Source organism: Streptomyces sp. NRRL S-1022, from assembly GCF_000720135.1.
Classification (GTDB): domain Bacteria; phylum Actinomycetota; class Actinomycetes; order Streptomycetales; family Streptomycetaceae; genus Streptomyces.
The window spans coordinates 149,668-165,685 of the sequence record NZ_JOIU01000021.1 but is presented as its reverse complement, the minus strand read 5'-3'; the positions used below and the strand labels follow the sequence as shown (position 1 = coordinate 165,685).

Sequence of the window (16,018 nt, the reverse complement as noted above, 5' to 3'; positions counted from 1 at the left end):
GCGTGGCCGGCCGGTGGGGCGAGCGGGGCCAGGCTCAGCGGCGGCGGCCGATCGCGCTGCAGACGCGCTGCAGGTCGATGTGACGGCGGGAGGTGAGCAGGGGGGCGCTGGGCGGCGTCCGGCCCGTGGAGCCGGTACCCGTCCGGAGGCGCGCCATGATTCCCTACCTGTTCACTAGGATTCCCTCCCTGGAGTGTCGATCGGCCTCAGCACGGCGTCAAGGGGGCGTCCACGCCTGGGAATCGGAGGCCGCGCCGGGTACTCCTCAGGGACAGGAACATGTGACATAGTACTGCCGTGACCAAGCGACTGACCTGCGATGTCGTGGTCGTCGGGGCCGGGATGGTGGGCGCTGCCTGCGCGCTGTACGCCGCACGGGCCGGACTCGGCGTACGGCTGGTGGACCGGGGGCCGGTGTCCGGCGGCACCACCGGCGCCGGCGAGGGCAATCTGCTCGTCTCCGACAAGGAACCGGGCCCTGAGCTCGCACTCGCCCTGCTGTCGGCCCGCCTGTGGGTCGGCCTGGCCGAGGAGCACGGAGGCGCCGTGGAGTACGAGCGCAAGGGCGGCCTCGTTGTCGCCTCGGCACCCGGGACCCTGGCCGCGCTGCGGGAGTTCGCGGCCGGACAGGCCGGCGCGGGTGTCACCGCCGTACCGGTCGACGCCGACCGGCTGGGGGAGCTCGAACCGCACCTGGCACCCGGCATGGCGGGCGGCGTCCACTACCCGCAGGACGCGCAGGTCATGCCCGCGCTGGCCGCCGCCCACCTGGCCCGCGCCTCCGGTGCCGCCCTGCACACCGGCCGGACCGTGACCGGGGTGCTGCGCACGGCGGACGGCACGGTGTACGGCGTCCGCACCGACCGGGGCGAGATCCACGCCCCGGCGGTGGTGAACGCGGCCGGCACCTGGGGCGGCGAGGTGGCGGCGCTGGCCGGCGTCCGGCTGCCGGTGCTCCCGCGGCGCGGCTTCGTGCTGGTCACCGAGCCGCTGCCGCGGATGGTCCGGCACAAGGTGTACGCCGCGGACTACGTCGCCGACGTGGCCAGCGACGCGGCCGCCCTGCGCACCTCCCCGGTCGTGGAGGGCACGGCCGCCGGCCCGGTGCTGATCGGCGCCACCCGGGAGCGGGTCGGCTTCGACCGCTCGCTGTCGCTGCCCGCGGTACGGGCGCTGGCGGCCGGGGCGGTCGGACTGTTCCCCTTCCTGGAGCGGGTGCGCGCCCTGCGCACGTACGCGGGCTTCCGGCCGTACCTGCCCGACCACCTGCCGGCCATCGGCGCCGACCCGCGGGCGCCCGGCCTGTTCCACGCCTGCGGGCACGAGGGCGCCGGCATCGGACTCGCCACCGGCACCGGGCGGTTGATCGCGCAGGCGGTCACCGGGAGGACACCCGAACTGGATCTCACACCGTTCCGGCCGGAGCGGTTCGACACCGAGGGAGGCGACGTCCGGTGAATCCGCTGAGGTCGACCCGCGCCCGGCCGGGCGCGGCCTGCACCGTCACCTTCGACGGCCGGCCCCTGCCGGCGCTGCCGGGCCAGACGGTCGCGGCGGCCCTGTGGGCGGCTGGCGTGCCGGCCTGGCGCAGCACGCGCGGCACCGGCCGGCCCCGCGGGGTGTTCTGCGGGATCGGGGTGTGCTTCGACTGCCTCGTGACCGTCAACGGCCGCCCGAACCAGCGGGCCTGCCTGGTGCCGGTGCGCCCGGGCGACGACATCCGCACGCAGGAGGGGACGGGCCTCGACGATGACTGAACGACCGCGACTCGCCGTCGTCGGCGCGGGCCCGGCCGGCCTCGCCGGGGCGCTGGCGGCGGCCGCACGAGGGGTACGGGTGCTCCTGGTCGACGCGGCCGAGCAGGCCGGGGGCCAGTTCTACCGGCAGCCCGCCGCCGCCCTGGGCGCCCACCGGCCACAGGCCCTGCACCACCAGTGGCGCACCTGGGAGCGGCTGCGGGACGCCCTGGAGCGGCACCGCGCGGCCGGCCGCATCACGCACCTGACGGACCATCACGTGTGGTGCGTGCGGCGGGACTCCGCCTCCAAAACGTTCTCCGTGCACGCCCTGCTCGGCCCCGCCCAGGAGGAGGGCGTCACCGTCCGCGCCGACGCCGTCCTGCTCGCCACCGGCGGGTACGAGCAGGTGCTGCCCTTCCCGGGCTGGACACTGCCCGGGGTCGTCACCGCCGGCGGGGCGCAGGCCATGCTCAAGGGCGGCCTGGTGCTGCCCGGCCGGACGGCCGTGGTCGCCGGGACCGGGCCGCTGCTGCTGCCGGTGGCCACCGGGCTCGCCGCGGCCGGTGCCCGGGTCGCCGCGCTGGTCGAGTCCGCCGGTCCCGCCGCCGTGCTGCGCCGGGCGCCCGCCCTGGCCGCGCAGCCCGGCAAACTCGCCGAGGGCGCCGGGTACGCGGCCCGGCTGCTGCGGCACCGGGTGCGCACACTGGCCCGGCACACCGTCGTGGCGGCGCACGGCACCGACCGGGTGGAGGCGGTCACCGTGGCCGCGCTCGGCCGGGACCAGCGCCCGAGGCCCGGCAGCGCCCGCCGCATCCCCTGCGACACCCTCGCCGTCGGCCACGGCATGCTGCCGCACACCGACCTCGCGGAGACCCTGGGCTGCACCCTGTCGGGCACCGCCGTACAGGTCGACGAGGAGCAGCGCACCGGCGTGCCCGGTGTCTGGGCCGCCGGGGAAACCACCGGCGTCGGCGGCGCGGCGCTCGCGCTCGCCGAGGGCCACATCGCCGGACGCTCGGCCGCCGCCCGGCTGCACGGCACCGAGCCCGACCCGCGCCGCTGGGCCGCCGCCGCCCGGGCCCGGACCCGGCTGCGGGAGTTCGCCACGGCCCTGGACGCGGTGTACGCCCCGCCGGCGGGCTGGGCCGGCCGGCTGCCGGACGACACGGTGGTGTGCCGCTGCGAGGAGGTCACCGCCGGCCAGGTGCGCGCGTCCGCGGACACGCTGGGCGCCGGCGACCTGCGCACCGTGAAGCTGCTCACCCGGGCCGGGATGGGCTGGTGCCAGGGGCGGATGTGCGCGCCCGCGGTGGCCGGCCTGACCGGCTGCCCGCTCGACCCCGGCCGGCGGCCGTTCGCCCGGCCGGTACCGCTCGGGGTGCTGGCCGCCCTGCCGGAGACGGACTGAGCCCGCCCTCCCGGCGGAGGACCCGGACCGCACCGCCCGTCAGTAACATGTCACACCCTATTGATTGGGAGAGCCCCATGACCGACCCGCAGCACCGTCCCTGGCGCGGCATCCTCGTCGCCACCGCCCTCCCGCTGCGCGACGACCTCTCGGTCGACCACGACCGGTACGCCGAGCACTGCGCCTGGCTCGTCGCGAACGGCTGCGACGGCGTCGTACCGAACGGCTCGCTCGGCGAGTACCAGGTGCTCACCGACGCGGAGCGGGCGCGGGTGGTGGAGACCGCCGTGGCCGCGATCGGCGGGGAGCGGGTGATGCCGGGCGTCTGCGCGTACGGCTCGGCCGAGGCCCGGCGCTGGGCCGAGCAGGCGGGCGAGGCGGGCTGCGCCTCGGTGATGCTGCTGCCGCCCAACGCCTACCGCGCCGACGAGCGTTCGGTGCTCGCCCACTACGCGGAGGCCGCGCGGGCGGGGGTGCCCGTGGTGGCGTACAACAACCCGGTCGACACCAAGGTCGACCTGGTGCCCGAACTCCTCGCCCGGCTGCACGGCGAGGGGCTCGTGCACGCCGTCAAGGAGTTCTCCGGTGACGTCCGCCGTGCCTACCGCATCGCCGAACTCGCCCCCGATCTAGACCTCTTGATCGGCGCCGACGACGTGCTGCTGGAGCTGGCGGTGGCCGGTGCCAAGGGCTGGGTGGCCGGCTACCCCAACGCCCTCCCGCGCGCCTCGGCCGAGCTGTACCGCGCCGCGCTCGCCGGGGACCTCACCACCGCGCTCCCGCTGTACCGGCAGCTGCACCCGCTGCTGCGCTGGGACTCGCGGACGGAGTTCGTCCAGGCGATCAAGCTCTCCATGGACGTCGTCGGACGGTACGGCGGTCCGGTGCGCCCGCCGCGGGTCCCGCTGCCGCCCGAGCAGGAGGCCGCGGTCCGCGCGGCCACCGAGAAGGCCGTCGCCGCCGGTCTCGCGTAAGGAGTCCTCCCATGCGCAGCAAGCTCGTCCTGCACGCCGTCGACTCGCACACCGAGGGCATGCCGACCCGCGTGATCACCGGCGGGATCGGCACCGTCCCGGGGGCGACCATGAACGAACGGCGCCTGTGGTTCCGTGAACACCGCGACCAGGTCAAGCAGTTGCTGATGAACGAGCCGCGCGGCCACTCCGCGATGAGCGGCGCGATCCTGCAGCCGCCGGCCCGCCCCGACTGCGACTGGGGCGTCCTCTACATCGAGGTCTCCGGCTATCTGCCGATGTGCGGGCACGGCACGATCGGGGTGGCCACCGTGCTGGTGGAGACCGGCATGGTGGAGGTCACGGAGCCGGTGACCACGATCCGGCTCGACACCCCGGCGGGGCTCGTGGTCGCCGAGGTCGCGGTGGAGAACGGCGCCGCCCGGAACGTCACGCTCAGGAACGTGCCGTCGTTCGCGGCCGGCCTGGACCGCGAGATCACCCTGCCGGACGGCCGTACCGTCACCTACGACCTGGCCTACGGCGGCAACTTCTACGCGATCCTGCCGCTGGACGCGTTCGGGCTGCCCTTCGACCGCGCCCGCAAGGACGACATCCTGGCGGCCGGCCTGTCGCTGATGACGGCGATCAACGCGGAGGCGGAGCCGGTGCACCCCGAGGACCCGTCGATCCGGGGCTGCCACCACGTCCACCTGTACGCGCCCGGCGCCACCGCCCGGCACTCCCGGCACGCCATGGTCATCCACCCGGGCTGGTTCGACCGCTCCCCCTGCGGCACGGGCACCAGCGCGCGCATGGCGCAGCTGCACGCGCGCGGTGAACTCCCGCTGCACACCGAGTTCGTGAACGAGTCCTTCATCGGCACCCGGTTCACCGGCCGGCTGCTGGGGGCCACGGAGGTCGCCGGGGTGCCGGCCGTGCTGCCCAGCTTCACCGGCCGGGCCTGGATCACGGGCACCGCACAGTACCTGCTGGACCCGGCCGACCCCTTCCCGGAGGGGTTCGTCCTCTAGCGTCCTCTACACTCACCCCGGTGATGCGTGACATGGCACCGAACCCCCGTGACCCCGAGATGCCCGCGCTCCCCCGGCTGGGCGGCCGGCGGAGCAGCTACCGCGAGCGGGTCGCGGACGCCCTGCGCGCCGCGCTGATCGCGGGCGAGCTGCGGCCCGGCGAGGTCTACTCGGCGCCCTCGCTGGCCACCCGGTTCGGCGTCTCGGCCACACCGGTGCGCGAGGCCATGCTCGACCTGGCCAAGGAGGGACTGGTCGACACGGTGCCCAACAAGGGCTTCCGGGTCACCGCCGTCTCCGACCGGCAGCTGGACGAGTACACGCACGTCCGGGCGCTCGTCGAGATCCCCACCGTGGTGGAGCTGGCCCGCACGGCCGACCGTGTCTCGCTGGAGGCGCTGCGCCCTGCGGCCCGGGAGATCGTCACCGCCGCGGTGGCGGGCGACCTGATCGCCTACGTCGAGGCCGACACCCGCTTCCACCTCGGTCTGCTCGCGCTGGCCGGCAACGCCCACCTGGTCGAGGTCGTGGCCGACCTGCGCAAGCGCTCCCGTCTGTACGGGCTGACCGCGCTGGTGGAGGCGGGCCGGCTGCTCGCCTCCGCCGAGGAGCACCTGGAGCTGCTGGACGCCCTGCTGGAGCGTGACGAGAAGGCCGTGCACGCGATCATGACCCGGCACCTCGGGCATGTGCGCAGCCTCTGGGCGGCGACGGACTGACCTCGCCCGTCCGCGGGACCCGCCGGAGGGCGCCGGACATCTCGCGGCGCCGGGACCCCGGCACGACGTATTTTCCGTGCTCAGGCGGCCACTGCGGAACAAAAAACGGCGATTTTGCGCCAGACCGGTGCATCCCCGACCATGGCCCGGTCCCGGCGATCCCGGGAACGTCAGTTCCATGAGAGGCGCACCACCCATGCACAGCACCGGAACCGTCCCGGCTCCGGCCCCCGCGGAGATCCCCGCGGAGACCGCCACGGCTCACGGCGGGGACCCGCAGGGCGACACCGGCAGGCATGCCCGCCGGTTCGGCCTGCCCGTCGCCACCGCACTGGTCATGGGCAACATCATCGGCGGCGGCATCTTCCTGCTTCCCGCCTCCATCGCCCCTTACGGCACGGTCAGCCTGGTCGCCTTCGGCGTGCTGACGGTCGGCGCCATCGCGCTGGCCCTGGTCTTCGGCCGGCTCGCCGCACGCGACCCGCGCACCGGCGGCCCCTACGTCTACGCCCGCGAGGCGTTCGGCGACTTCGCGGGATTCCTCGCGGCCTGGTCGTACTGGATCACCACCTGGGTGTCGAACGCCGCGCTCGCCGTCGCCGCCGTGGGCTACCTCGACGTGCTCGTCCCGGTGAACGGGCACCGCTGGACCGCCTGCCTGGCCGCGCTGGCCCTGCAGTGGCTGCCCGCCCTCGCCAACTTCGCCGGCACCCGGTACGTGGGCGCCGTCCAGCTGGTGTCCACGGTGCTGAAGTTCGTGCCGCTGCTGCTCGTCGCGGTCGGCGGGCTGTTCTTCTTCGACCCCGGCCGGCTGGGGCCGTTCAACACCAGCGGCCACGGCGCGGTCGGCGCGGTGTCCGCCTCCGCCGCCCTGCTGCTCTTCTCCTACCTCGGGGTGGAGTCCGCCGCCGTCAGCGCGGGCGAGGTCAGGGACGCCCGGCGCAACGTGGGGCGCGCGACCGTCATCGGCACCGCGGGCGCGGCGCTGGTGTACCTGCTGGGCACCCTGTCGGTGTTCGGCACGGTCGCGCACGACCGCCTGGTCGCCTCCACCGCGCCGTTCTCGGACGCCGTGAACACGATGTTCGGGGGCAGCTGGGGCGGTACGGCCGTGGCGCTCGCCGCCCTGGTGTCGATGACCGGCTGCCTCAACGGCTGGACCCTGCTGAGCGCCCAGACGCCGTACGCGGCGGCCCGCGACGGACTGTTCCCGAGCGCCTTCACGCGCCGTCGGCGGGGCGTGCCCACGGTCGGCGTCGGCGTGACGGTCGTCCTCGCCTCGCTGCTCACCGTCTACAACTACTTCTCGGGTTCGGGCCGGGTCTTCGAGGTCCTGGTCCTGGTCACCACGTTCACCGCGACCGTGCCGTACCTGCTGGCCGCCGCCGCGCAGATCTTCCACCTGATGGCCGGCCGGTCCGAGGCCGTCGACCGGGGCCGGCTGGTGCGGGACTCCGTGATCAGCGCGGTGGCCGCCGCCTTCACGCTCTGGCTGATGGCGGGCGCCGGCTACGCGGCCGTCTACCAGGGCGTGCTGTTCCTGTTCGCCGGTGTCATCGTGTACGCGGTGATGGCGGCCCGCCGCCAGCGCCGGCAGCAGCGGTGACGGGCCGAGCGGCGCACCGAGGGACGGGCTGCGGGACGGACTGAGGGACGGGCCGAGGGGATCAACGACGCCGGCTTCCCCGTCCCCGGCCCCGGGACGGTCGAGTCGCCCGCCACCGTGGCCGGGATCTCCGGCAGCGACCCGAAGATCTGCCTGGTTGCCCCGGACGGCAGGGCCTACGGGCTGAAGGAGACCAGCGCCTCGGAGTCCGGCGGCACCCTGACCAGGACCTACTCGGTCGACGCGAGCGCCTCCCCGGCCAACGGCACCTGGAAGCTCCAGGTCGCGGACGTGTACCCGGACGGCATCGGCACCCTGGACAACTGGTCGCTGACCTTCTGACCCGTCCCCACGCGCGCGGCCCCCGGCAGCACCCCGCCGGGGGCCGCGGGCATGTCCGGCACGGGCCCTCACTCGTTCCCGGAGGCGGTGCGCGGAGGCGTGCTGTGCACTCCGGTGCGGTACTTGGGGATCCGGATCGTGATCTTCATCCCGGCCGCGACACCGGTCTCGATCACCAGCCCGTGGTCGTCGCCGTAGACCTGGCGCAGCCGTTCGTCCACGTTGCGCAGCCCGATGCCCGTCGAGGGGCCGTCCTCGCCGCGCAGGATCCGGCGCAGCCGGTCCGGTTCCATGCCGACCCCGTTGTCCTCGATGACGATCCGGGCCGTCGCCCCCTCGTCCTGCGCGGTGATGCCGATACGGCTGCGCTCCACGCTCTCCTCCAGCCCGTGCCTGACCGCGTTCTCCACCAGGGGCTGCACGCACAGGAAGGGCACCGCCACGGGCAGCACCTCCGGGGCGATCTGCAAGGTCACCCGCAGCCGCTGCCCGAACCGGGCGCGGACCAGCTCCAGGAACTGCTCGACGGAGCGCAACTCCTCGGCCAGGGTGGTGAACTCGCCGTGCCGGCGGAACGAGTACCGGGTGAAGTCGGCGAACTCCAGCAGCAGTTCACGGGCCCGCTCGGGGTCGGTGCGCACGAACGAGGCGATCGTGGCGAGGGAGTTGTAGATGAAGTGCGGGGAGATCTGCGCGCGCAGCGCCCGGATCTCCGCCTCGATCAGACCGGTGCGGGTGCGGTCGAGCTCGGCGAGTTCGAGCTGGACGGACACCCAGCGCGCCACCTCCTCGGTGGCCCGGACCACGCTCGCCGACTCCCCGGCGCCGAGCACGACGAGGGCGCCGAGCACCCGCCCGTCGACCGTGAGCGGCGCGGCGGCGCCCCGGCGCACGGGGCAGTCCGGGTCCGGGCAGCGGATGGTGAAGGTCTGCGTGCGGCCGCTCCCGAGGACGTGCCGGGCCCGCTCCAGGGCGGTGTCCGCGTGGTGCCGGCCCGGCCCGTCCCAGGCCAGCAGCCGGTCCTCGGCCGTGAGACCGAGCGCGGCCGTGCCGAACAGCGGCCGGAGCCGTCGTACCGCCTTGCGGGCCGCGTCCTCGGTGAGTCCGGCGCGCAGCGGGGGCGCGGCCGCGGACGCGGTGTGCAGGGTGCGGAAGGTGGCGCGTTCCACGGGGCTGCCGCCGTGCTCCGTGCCGTCCCGGTCGCTCCGGCGGGACAGGAGGCGTCCCGTGGCGAGGCCCGCGGCGAACACCACGGGCGTCGCGGCGGCGAGGAGGACGAGGCCGTTCATGCGCGGGCGCCGTCGGCGGGCCGGCGGGTCGTCATGGGGTGGTCACTCCTCGGCGGGTGGCGGACGCGCCCCGGCCCGGGGGGCGTTCGGGCAGGTGCAGGCGGGCCATGGCGGCCTCGGTGCCGGCCGGGATCCGGTCCCGGGTGGCCAGGGAGACCAGGATCATGGTCAGGAAGCCGAGCGGCACGGACCACACCGCCGGCCAGGCGAGCAGGGTGTGCGGCCAGCCGTCGGTGAGGGGCCCGGCGATGGTCAGGGCGACCGCGGTGAGGGCACTGCCGCCCCCGGTGAGCAGCCCCGCGATCGCGCCGGGCGCGGTGAGGCCGCGCCACCAGATGCCGAGCAGCAGCAGCGGGCAGAAGGAGGAGGCGGCCACCGCGAAGGCGAGGCCGACGGCGTTGGCGACGGGCAGACTGCCGGCCGCCACGCTCACCGTGACGGGTACGGCGACCGCCAGGAGCGTGGCCAGCCGGAAGTGGCGGACGCCGAGCGAGGGCAGTACGTCCTGGCTGAGCACGCCCGCGACGGACAGGGTGAGCCCGGAGGCGGTGGACAGGAAGGCGGCACAGGCGCCGGCGGCGATCAGGGCACCGAGCAGGTCGCCGCCCGGGCCGCCGACGAGACGTTCCGGCAGGACCAGGACGGCGGCGTCCGTGGTGCCGGTGAGCAGCAGGTCGGGGGCGTAGATCCGGCCGAGGAGGCCGTACAGCGGCGGCAGCAGGTAGAAGCCGCCGACCAGGGCGAGCACGATCACGGTGGTGCGCCGGGCGGCCCGGCCGTCGGGGTTGGTGTAGAAGCGGACGAGGACGTGGGGCAGGCCCATGGTGCCCAGGAAGGTGGCGAAGATCAGCCCGTACGTCGTGTACAGCGGGTGGTCCTCCCTGCCGCCGGACAGCGGCGCCGCCCAGCTGGAGGCTCCGGCGCGCCGGCCGTCGCCCGGCTCCCGCTCGGGCACCGGGGTGCCCGGCGGGAACCGGAGGGTCGTACCGGCCCGGACCTCGTGCACCCCGGGGTCCAGCAGCAGCGGGTCCCGCTCGTGGTCCCGGCCGTCCACGGCGCCGGTCGCGACGGCCCGCAGCGGCGTCTCGATCCGGATGCGGACGGTGGTCTCGACGGTGACCTGGGTGTGCCGGCGGAAGGTCGGCGGCTCCTCCAGGGCGCCGGCGGGGCGCGGGTCGCCGTGCCAGGCCAGGAGGAGGAAGACGGCGGGCACGAGGAGCGCGGTCAGTTTCAGGCAGTACTGGAAGGCCTGGACGAAGGTGATGCTGCGCATGCCGCCGGCGGCCACGGCCAGGGCGACGACGACGGCGACCAGCACCCCGCCGAGCCACCGCGGCGCGCCGGTGACCAGGCCGAGGGTGAGGCCCGCGCCCTGGAGCTGCGGCAGCAGGTAGAGCCAGCCGACACCGACGACGAGCACGCTGGCGACGCGCCGGGCGGCCCGGGACTGGAGCCGTGAGTCGGCGAAGTCGGGCAGCGTGTAGGCCCCGGAGCGGCGCAGCGGGGCGGCGACGAACACGAGCAGGACGAGGTAGCCGGCGGCGTAGCCGACGGGGAACCAGAGCATCTCGACGCCCTGGGCGGCGACGAGCCCGGCGATGCCGAGGAACGAGGCCGCCGAGAGGTACTCGCCGCTGATGGCCATGGCGTTGAGGTACGGCGGCACGGTGCGGGAGGCGACGTAGAAGTCGGAGGTGGTGCGGGAGATGCGCAGGCCCGCCGCGCCGATCACCAGGGTCACCACGACCGCCGCCGACACGGCCACGACGCCGTACGTCTGGTTCACCCGGCGGCTCCGGGTGCGCGGCCGGACGGGGACGGCTGGACGTCGCTCACCGCCGGGCCCCTCCGGCGCGGTCCGCGGTGTCGCGTTCGTTGCGCTCGGCGCGTACGACGTACCACCGGCCGATGACGACGAGCGCGGGGTAGACGGCGACCCCGAGGACTGCCCACACGGCCAGGGCGCTGCCCGGCCGCGCCGCCGGGTCCGGCAGGGCCGTGAAGGCGAGGGGCAGCGGACCGAGCAGGACGGCGAGCAGTGCGAAGGCCCGCAGCCCCAGCTTGAGTTGACGGCGCATCAGGGAGCGGAGGGCGAGGGTGTCGACGGCCGGACCGGGCTGCGCGGGCCCGTGCCCGCCCCGAGCCGGGCGGGCCGCACGCGGAACCCCCGTGACCACTTCACGTCGAGGAGCCCCCGGTGCACTCATGCCGCGTCCTCCGACCGCGATGATCACACTTCGCAGTGGAGTGTACGCACCGGGAAAACAAAGCGACAGCCTCCGGGACGGGCCGACGCCGACGTGCGGTCAGGGGATTCGCGGGGAGCCGTCAGCGCGGCCGGACGGCGGCCGTCGCCGAAGACCGCCGTCCCGCTCGCGCCCTCCTCCCCCTCGCAGACCCCGTACCGGCCCTCGGATAGAGCGGGAGGTGCGCGGGCCCGGCCGCGGCCCCACGGCCCGGCACGTCGCGGCCGGGCGGGCGCGTGAGGGGGCCGCCGCCGGGTACCCGGCGGCACATGATCGGAAGCGCCGTCTGGCAGGGGCCGGCCGGGGGCACCGTCGGGGGCGTGGTGACGAACCTCGGCGAGAAGACCGAGCAGACCGCCACCGGCCGCCCCGGCTCCCACGTACCCGCCCGGGTCCCCCAGCGCCCGACCGGCCTGCCCGAGTGCCCGGGCGCACAGCCCCGGCCGGTCGGCCTGGCCATGCACCACGGCCAGGCCGACCTGCTCGGCGTCGTGTGCTCGCTCATGGCCCAGGCCGGCCTGCCCGGGCCGCCGGCCTCCGCCGAGTTCACCGTCGTCCGCCCCACCGACGACCAGATCCTGGAGAACGCGACCGGAGCCGGCGTCCCGCCGGGCACCTGGCCGCGCGGGGACCTCGTCCCGGACGTGCCGCACAAGGCGGTCTGCGCCTTCACCACCGGTGCCGTCGCCGACGTGCCGGCCGCCCGCGGCGGACCCGGCCCCGGACAGGCCCACGCCGCCTCGTGCCCCGGCCGCCGTTCCGGCGTCGGACCGCTGCCGCGCGGGGACGCCCCCGGGCGGTGAGTGTGGGCCCCGCCCGGACCGGCCCCACGGACCATGTCTCCGAGCCGCGCCCGGAGCTGATCACCTTCGGTCACGGCACCGCGGACAGGACCGCCCTGGCAGGGCTCCTGCGAGAAGCCGGTGTCGAGTCTGTCGTGGACGTCCGGACCGCGCCCGGCAGCCGCCGGAACCCGGACGTGGCCCGTCAGCGGCTGGCCCAGTGGCTGCCCGGGGAGCGGATCTCCTACCGGTGGGAGCAGAGGCTCGGCGGGTGGCGCAAGCCGTCGCCGGACTCCCCCGACACGGTCTGGCGCAACGAGTCCTTCCGCGGCTACGCCGCCCACACGCGCAGCCCCGAGTTCGTCACCGCGATGGATGTCCTGCTGCGGCAGGCGGGCGAGGAGCGTACGGCGGTGATGTGCAGCGAGGCGGTGTGGTGGCGGTGCCACCGGCGCCTGATCGCCGATTTCGCCGTCCTCGCCCGCGGCGCGCTGGTCCTGCACCTGATGCACGACGGACGCCTCATGACCCACACCCCGACCCCGGGCGCCCGCCTCCGCCCCGACGGCCTCGTGGTCTACGACGCCGGTGACGGGGCGGCACCGTGATCAAACCACCGCCGGCCCGTCGCCCGGATCGCCTGCGCACCGGATCAGCCCCGGCCTTTCCACGAGACGGTCACGTCGAGGTGGCAGCCCGCCTGGCCCTCCGTGATCACGGCTCGGGCCGACACCGACAGGTCCACGCCGAACTCGATCACGACCTCGTCGGGACGGACCTCGCGCAGCTGTTCCGGGGCAAGGCGCGCCCTCTCCGTGACCGGCCCGAGCGCCTCCTGGAGCGTCGTCGGCAGCTGATGCACGGCGTCGTCGACCCGGCCTGCCTTCACCGGCCCCTCGTAGGCGGCCGGACCCTCGGCCAGAAAGCAGCCCCCGCCCTCCAGCGGGATCCGAGCCCGGGATACCACGGCGCCTCCTACGTCTGCCGTCCCGCCCAGCGCCGCCCACACGAGCGGAAACCGCATCACGGCACAGGGGTCCGTGGCCGCGGTGACTGCACACAGTGCCCTTCGACTGCTGCGCCCGCGAGCGCATTCAGCCAGCCGATGCCCATCAATGCCGAGCCGGATGGTTCAGCTGACCGTAAGGCCTGGTTCTCCAGCGGAAGAAGCGAGGAGATCCCCGGGACGAGGGCGGGAGCGAGGATACGCGGCACCACTCCGGAGATCGGGCGGAACTCAGTCCGCGTCGGTTCCACTCTTCCAGGCGAGGCGGAGCTGCTCTGTGGCATCGGCGGCTTGGCGAAGGCCGGCCTGGTAGGCCGGTTCCCATGCCGTCCGGTCATTCAGGTCCGAGCCGAATGCGCTTATTGATGCCGGGTCGGGCTCGATGGTCACCACTGTGCGTGCCCCGGCGACCGCCAGCTCCTGGTGCAGCAACTCGCGGGGAAACAGGTGCGCCTGCGGGTCGATCACGACGAGCGTGCGGGCTCCGGCTGCGAGTCCTGCGTTGGTCGCCGACTGCAGGGAGCCGTCCATGTACCGGCGGCCCTTGATGGTGATCGGTGGGTAGATGCCCGGGAAGGCCGTGCTTGCCGCCACGGCGGAGGGCAGCGGGACGCCACTCGCGCGGTCGAAGACCTCCTGCTCACCGGTCCCGGCGTTCATCGCGGCGATGAGCAGCTGCCGGTCCGGCCACTGGTCCGCGCCGACCATGGCCCGCATCCGGGCGACATGCGCCTGCTCGGGGCCGGTCTCGGCAGCGAGTGCGATCCGGCCCACTCGGCGCCGCGCCTCGGCGGGGTCCGAGGCGGCCATACCGAGCACGGCGAACGCCTCGCCCAGCCGGCGCCCGTCCACCTGGGGAGGAGTGCTGCCGGAGTCGGCGGGGCGCACTGGGGTGGCGAGCCGGTCGGGGTCCTGGCCGGTGGCCAGCAGTGCCGCGGTGATCGCGCCGGCCGAGGTGCCGACGATCAGATCGGCCTCGCCGAGATCCACCCCACCACGGCGCAGCCCGCAGGCGAGCCCGGCCGTCCAGGCCGTGCCCACGAGACCTCCGGCGCCCAGTACGAGTGCCCGGTCGAGTGAGTGCATGACTTCTCCCCCAGTTATCGAAACAGTCGCACCACATACTGACGCACGCTCTTCAGGTGCCGGAGAAAAGGACCATCGCCCTTTACTGAGCAGCAAGGTCGACACCACGGCCCGCCGTTTGACGCTTGTGAGACGCAGGTCCCGGAAAAACGACCGAGGGCCCTGTCCCACCGAAGTGGAGCAAGGCCCTGACCCGGGGAAAACCCCAGGCATTCTGTCGGGACGACAGGATTTGAACCTGCGACCCCTTGACCCCCAGTCAAGTGCGCTACCAAGCTGCGCCACGTCCCGTTGCGGTCTCACGCGGGTGCCCCGCGTGATCACGCAGGTCAACCCTACCGCACGCGGGCGGGTGCCCGGGCCGGGGCCGGGGCGGTGCCGGTGCGGGCCGGGCGGGTGGGACGGCGTGCCGGGACGAGGAGGGCGGCGCCGGCTGCGGCGAGGCACAGGAGGGCGAGCAGGGCCCAGGCGTGGGTGTAGCCGGAGGCGTACGGCAGGCCCGAGGGCTGGAGCCGGCCGGTGACCAGGACACTGGTGAGCGCGGCGCCGATCGAGCCGCCGATGGTGCGGATGTTGGCGTTCATGCCGGTCGCGGCGCCGGTCTGCTCCGCCGGCACGCTGCCCACGATGAGGTTGGCCATGGAGGCGAAGGCGAGTCCGATGCCGAGGCCGAACAGGCCCGCGACGACGGCGATCTGCCACTGCGCGTCGTGCCACAGGGTGAGGAAGCCGCAGGCCACCGCGCCGAAGGCGGCGCCCGAGACGAGCAACGCCTTGGCGCCGACACGGGGTTCGAGGCGGCCCGACAGGACGCCGGAGAGGAACATCGCGACCAGCATCGGCAGCATGAGCAGGCCGGAGGCGGTCACGCTGGCGCCGAAGCCGTAGCCGGCCGCGGACGGGGTCTGGACGAAGCCCGGCAGGAAGGACCAGATCGAGTACATGCCGGCGCCGAACAGCAGGGCGGCCGCGTTGGTCGTCCACACCGGGGGCTGCCGCAGCACCCGCAGATCGATGAGCGGGCTGCGCGAGCGGGCCTCGGCGGCCAGCCACACCGCGAACAGTACGACGGCGGCGGTGAACAGGCCGAGCACCTTCGCCGAGCCCCAGCCCCACCGGCCGGCCTGGCTCAGCGGCAGCAGCAGGGCGACCAGCCAGCCGGAGAGCAGTACGGCGCCGCCCCAGCTGACCCTGCCCCCGGCCCTCCTGGGCGACTCGGGGACGTAGCGCAGCGCGATCAGGACCGTCGCGGCGACGATCGCGACCGGTATCCAGAACAGCCAGCGGTAGTCGAGCGCGGACACGATCGGCCCGGCGGCCACCATGCCGACGCCGCCGCCGGCGGCGATCACGGCGGAGAGGTTGCTGATGCTCCCGCTGACCTCGCCGGGGGCGAACTCGTCCCGGATGATGCCGAAGGAGAGCGGGAACAGGGCGCCGCCGACGCCCTGGACGACCCGGGCGACGATCAGTACGCCGATGGTCGGGGCCAGCGCGGCGATGAGACAGCCCGCGAGGACGGTGACCAGGACGGCCACGAGGGTGCGTTTCTTGCCGGCGAGGTCGCCGACCCGGCCGAGGATCGGGGTGAAGACGGAGGCGGACAGCAGGTATGCCGTCATCACCCAGGTCGCGGTGGACTGCGAGGTGTGCAGGGCGTGCTGGACGGTCGGCAGGGCCGGCGCGATCAGCGACTGCAGCATGGAGAACACGCCGGCACCGGTCGCGAGGACCGTGAAGGTGAGGCGGGTGGACGCGCGGGGCATGGAGAAGCCTCTCCCGGATGAGGGACGCGGAGGATCGGGTAC

The 16,018-nt window shown here is 74.7% G+C and carries 17 protein-coding genes and 1 tRNA gene; 10 read left to right on the top strand and 8 right to left on the bottom strand.

Going from position 1 to position 16,018, the window contains the following annotated elements; translation table 11 throughout:
- Positions 1 to 34 precede the first annotated feature (34 nt).
- Positions 35 to 157, bottom strand: coding sequence for a putative leader peptide (locus IG05_RS50055; RefSeq protein ID WP_267883329.1), 123 nt, complete (start codon positions 155 to 157; stop codon positions 35 to 37).
- A gap of 140 nt (positions 158 to 297) precedes the next feature.
- On the opposite strand from IG05_RS50055, the gene IG05_RS0128780 reads away from it, so the two are divergent.
- The 8 genes from IG05_RS0128780 to IG05_RS0128745 all read left to right on the top strand — a co-directional run bounded on the left by IG05_RS0128780 (position 298) and on the right by IG05_RS0128745 (position 7,801).
- Positions 298 to 1,458 (top strand): NAD(P)/FAD-dependent oxidoreductase, encoded by a 1,161-nt coding sequence (locus IG05_RS0128780; RefSeq protein WP_030346942.1) that lies wholly within the window; start codon positions 298 to 300, stop codon positions 1,456 to 1,458.
- Positions 1,455 to 1,757: a (2Fe-2S)-binding protein gene (locus tag IG05_RS0128775; RefSeq protein WP_030346941.1), complete on the top strand. Its 303-nt coding sequence runs from the start codon at positions 1,455 to 1,457 to the stop codon at positions 1,755 to 1,757. The genes IG05_RS0128780 and IG05_RS0128775 overlap by 4 nt, the downstream gene beginning before the upstream one ends.
- Complete coding sequence (locus IG05_RS0128770; protein ID WP_030346940.1) at positions 1,750 to 3,147, top strand: NAD(P)/FAD-dependent oxidoreductase; 1,398 nt, start codon at positions 1,750 to 1,752, stop codon at positions 3,145 to 3,147. The genes IG05_RS0128775 and IG05_RS0128770 overlap by 8 nt, the downstream gene beginning before the upstream one ends.
- Positions 3,148 to 3,224: 77 nt before the next feature.
- A complete protein-coding gene (locus IG05_RS0128765; protein ID WP_030346939.1) occupies positions 3,225 to 4,121 on the top strand; it encodes a dihydrodipicolinate synthase family protein in 897 nt (298 codons plus the stop codon).
- 11 nt (positions 4,122 to 4,132) lie between these two features.
- Positions 4,133 to 5,134: a proline racemase family protein gene (locus tag IG05_RS0128760; protein ID WP_030346938.1), complete on the top strand. Its 1,002-nt coding sequence runs from the start codon at positions 4,133 to 4,135 to the stop codon at positions 5,132 to 5,134.
- Positions 5,135 to 5,157: 23 nt separating this feature from the next.
- Positions 5,158 to 5,853 carry a GntR family transcriptional regulator gene (locus IG05_RS0128755; RefSeq protein ID WP_199808398.1) on the top strand — a complete coding sequence of 232 codons (696 nt, stop codon included), beginning with the start codon at positions 5,158 to 5,160 and terminating at the stop codon, positions 5,851 to 5,853.
- A 196-nt stretch (positions 5,854 to 6,049) separates the two neighbouring features.
- A complete protein-coding gene (locus IG05_RS0128750; RefSeq protein WP_030346936.1) occupies positions 6,050 to 7,459 on the top strand; it encodes an amino acid permease in 1,410 nt (469 codons plus the stop codon).
- Between the two features lie 117 nt (positions 7,460 to 7,576).
- A complete protein-coding gene (locus IG05_RS0128745) occupies positions 7,577 to 7,801 on the top strand; it encodes a proprotein convertase P-domain-containing protein (RefSeq protein ID WP_030346935.1) in 225 nt (74 codons plus the stop codon).
- Between the two features lie 68 nt (positions 7,802 to 7,869).
- Here IG05_RS0128745 and IG05_RS0128740 read toward each other — a convergent pair whose 3' ends face one another.
- Genes IG05_RS0128740 through IG05_RS48485 form a run of 3 tightly spaced genes read right to left on the bottom strand, consistent with a single transcriptional unit; the run spans position 7,870 to position 11,297 of the window.
- Positions 7,870 to 9,090, bottom strand: coding sequence for a sensor histidine kinase (locus tag IG05_RS0128740; protein ID WP_030346934.1), 1,221 nt, complete (start codon positions 9,088 to 9,090; stop codon positions 7,870 to 7,872).
- Between the two features lie 31 nt (positions 9,091 to 9,121).
- On the bottom strand, positions 9,122 to 10,876 hold the full coding sequence (locus IG05_RS0128735) for a cation acetate symporter (protein WP_030346933.1): 1,755 nt from the start codon (positions 10,874 to 10,876) through the stop codon (positions 9,122 to 9,124).
- 46 nt (positions 10,877 to 10,922) lie between these two features.
- On the bottom strand, positions 10,923 to 11,297 hold the full coding sequence (locus IG05_RS48485) for a hypothetical protein (protein WP_030346932.1): 375 nt from the start codon (positions 11,295 to 11,297) through the stop codon (positions 10,923 to 10,925).
- 308 nt (positions 11,298 to 11,605) lie between these two features.
- Here IG05_RS48485 and IG05_RS0128725 point away from each other — a divergent pair, with 308 nt between their 5' ends.
- Positions 11,606 to 12,139, top strand: a complete 534-nt coding sequence (locus tag IG05_RS0128725) for a hypothetical protein (protein ID WP_030346931.1) — start codon at positions 11,606 to 11,608, stop codon at positions 12,137 to 12,139.
- Positions 12,140 to 12,141: 2 nt separating this feature from the next.
- The gene (locus IG05_RS0128720; RefSeq protein WP_051790367.1) at positions 12,142 to 12,726 is read left to right on the top strand and encodes a DUF488 family protein; all 585 of its coding nucleotides are present in this window, start codon (positions 12,142 to 12,144) and stop codon (positions 12,724 to 12,726) included.
- Between the two features lie 44 nt (positions 12,727 to 12,770).
- On the opposite strand, the gene IG05_RS0128715 is transcribed toward IG05_RS0128720, so the two are convergent.
- The 4 genes from IG05_RS0128715 to IG05_RS0128700 form a co-directional block, all read right to left on the bottom strand.
- The gene (locus IG05_RS0128715) at positions 12,771 to 13,085 is read right to left on the bottom strand and encodes a CU044_2847 family protein (protein ID WP_030346929.1); all 315 of its coding nucleotides are present in this window, start codon (positions 13,083 to 13,085) and stop codon (positions 12,771 to 12,773) included.
- Positions 13,086 to 13,355: 270 nt separating this feature from the next.
- Entirely contained in the window at positions 13,356 to 14,210 is an 855-nt protein-coding gene (locus tag IG05_RS0128710; RefSeq protein WP_037814856.1) for a patatin-like phospholipase family protein, read from the bottom strand.
- Between the two features lie 217 nt (positions 14,211 to 14,427).
- Positions 14,428 to 14,501 (bottom strand) — tRNA-Pro (locus IG05_RS0128705).
- Between the two features lie 44 nt (positions 14,502 to 14,545).
- Positions 14,546 to 15,976 (bottom strand): MFS transporter, encoded by a 1,431-nt coding sequence (locus IG05_RS0128700; protein ID WP_030346927.1) that lies wholly within the window; start codon positions 15,974 to 15,976, stop codon positions 14,546 to 14,548.
- Between the last annotated feature and the right edge of the window lie 42 nt (positions 15,977 to 16,018).

Excerpts from the sequence above, each read along its gene's own strand:
- IG05_RS50055 (WP_267883329.1), bottom strand. The coding sequence starts at position 157 with ATGGCGCGCCTCCGGACGGGTACCGGCTCCACGGGCCGGACGCCGCCC.
- IG05_RS0128770 (WP_030346940.1), top strand. The coding sequence starts at position 1,750 with ATGACTGAACGACCGCGACTCGCCGTCGTCGGCGCGGGCCCGGCCGGC.
- IG05_RS0128765 (WP_030346939.1), top strand. The coding sequence starts at position 3,225 with ATGACCGACCCGCAGCACCGTCCCTGGCGCGGCATCCTCGTCGCCACC.
- IG05_RS0128760 (WP_030346938.1), top strand. The coding sequence starts at position 4,133 with ATGCGCAGCAAGCTCGTCCTGCACGCCGTCGACTCGCACACCGAGGGC.
- IG05_RS0128755 (WP_199808398.1), top strand. The coding sequence starts at position 5,158 with ATGCGTGACATGGCACCGAACCCCCGTGACCCCGAGATGCCCGCGCTC.
- IG05_RS0128750 (WP_030346936.1), top strand. The coding sequence starts at position 6,050 with ATGCACAGCACCGGAACCGTCCCGGCTCCGGCCCCCGCGGAGATCCCC.
- IG05_RS0128740 (WP_030346934.1), bottom strand. The coding sequence starts at position 9,090 with ATGAACGGCCTCGTCCTCCTCGCCGCCGCGACGCCCGTGGTGTTCGCC.
- IG05_RS48485 (WP_030346932.1), bottom strand. The coding sequence starts at position 11,297 with ATGAGTGCACCGGGGGCTCCTCGACGTGAAGTGGTCACGGGGGTTCCG.
- IG05_RS0128725 (WP_030346931.1), top strand. The coding sequence starts at position 11,606 with ATGATCGGAAGCGCCGTCTGGCAGGGGCCGGCCGGGGGCACCGTCGGG.
- IG05_RS0128710 (WP_037814856.1), bottom strand. The coding sequence starts at position 14,210 with ATGCACTCACTCGACCGGGCACTCGTACTGGGCGCCGGAGGTCTCGTG.
- IG05_RS0128700 (WP_030346927.1), bottom strand. The coding sequence starts at position 15,976 with ATGCCCCGCGCGTCCACCCGCCTCACCTTCACGGTCCTCGCGACCGGT.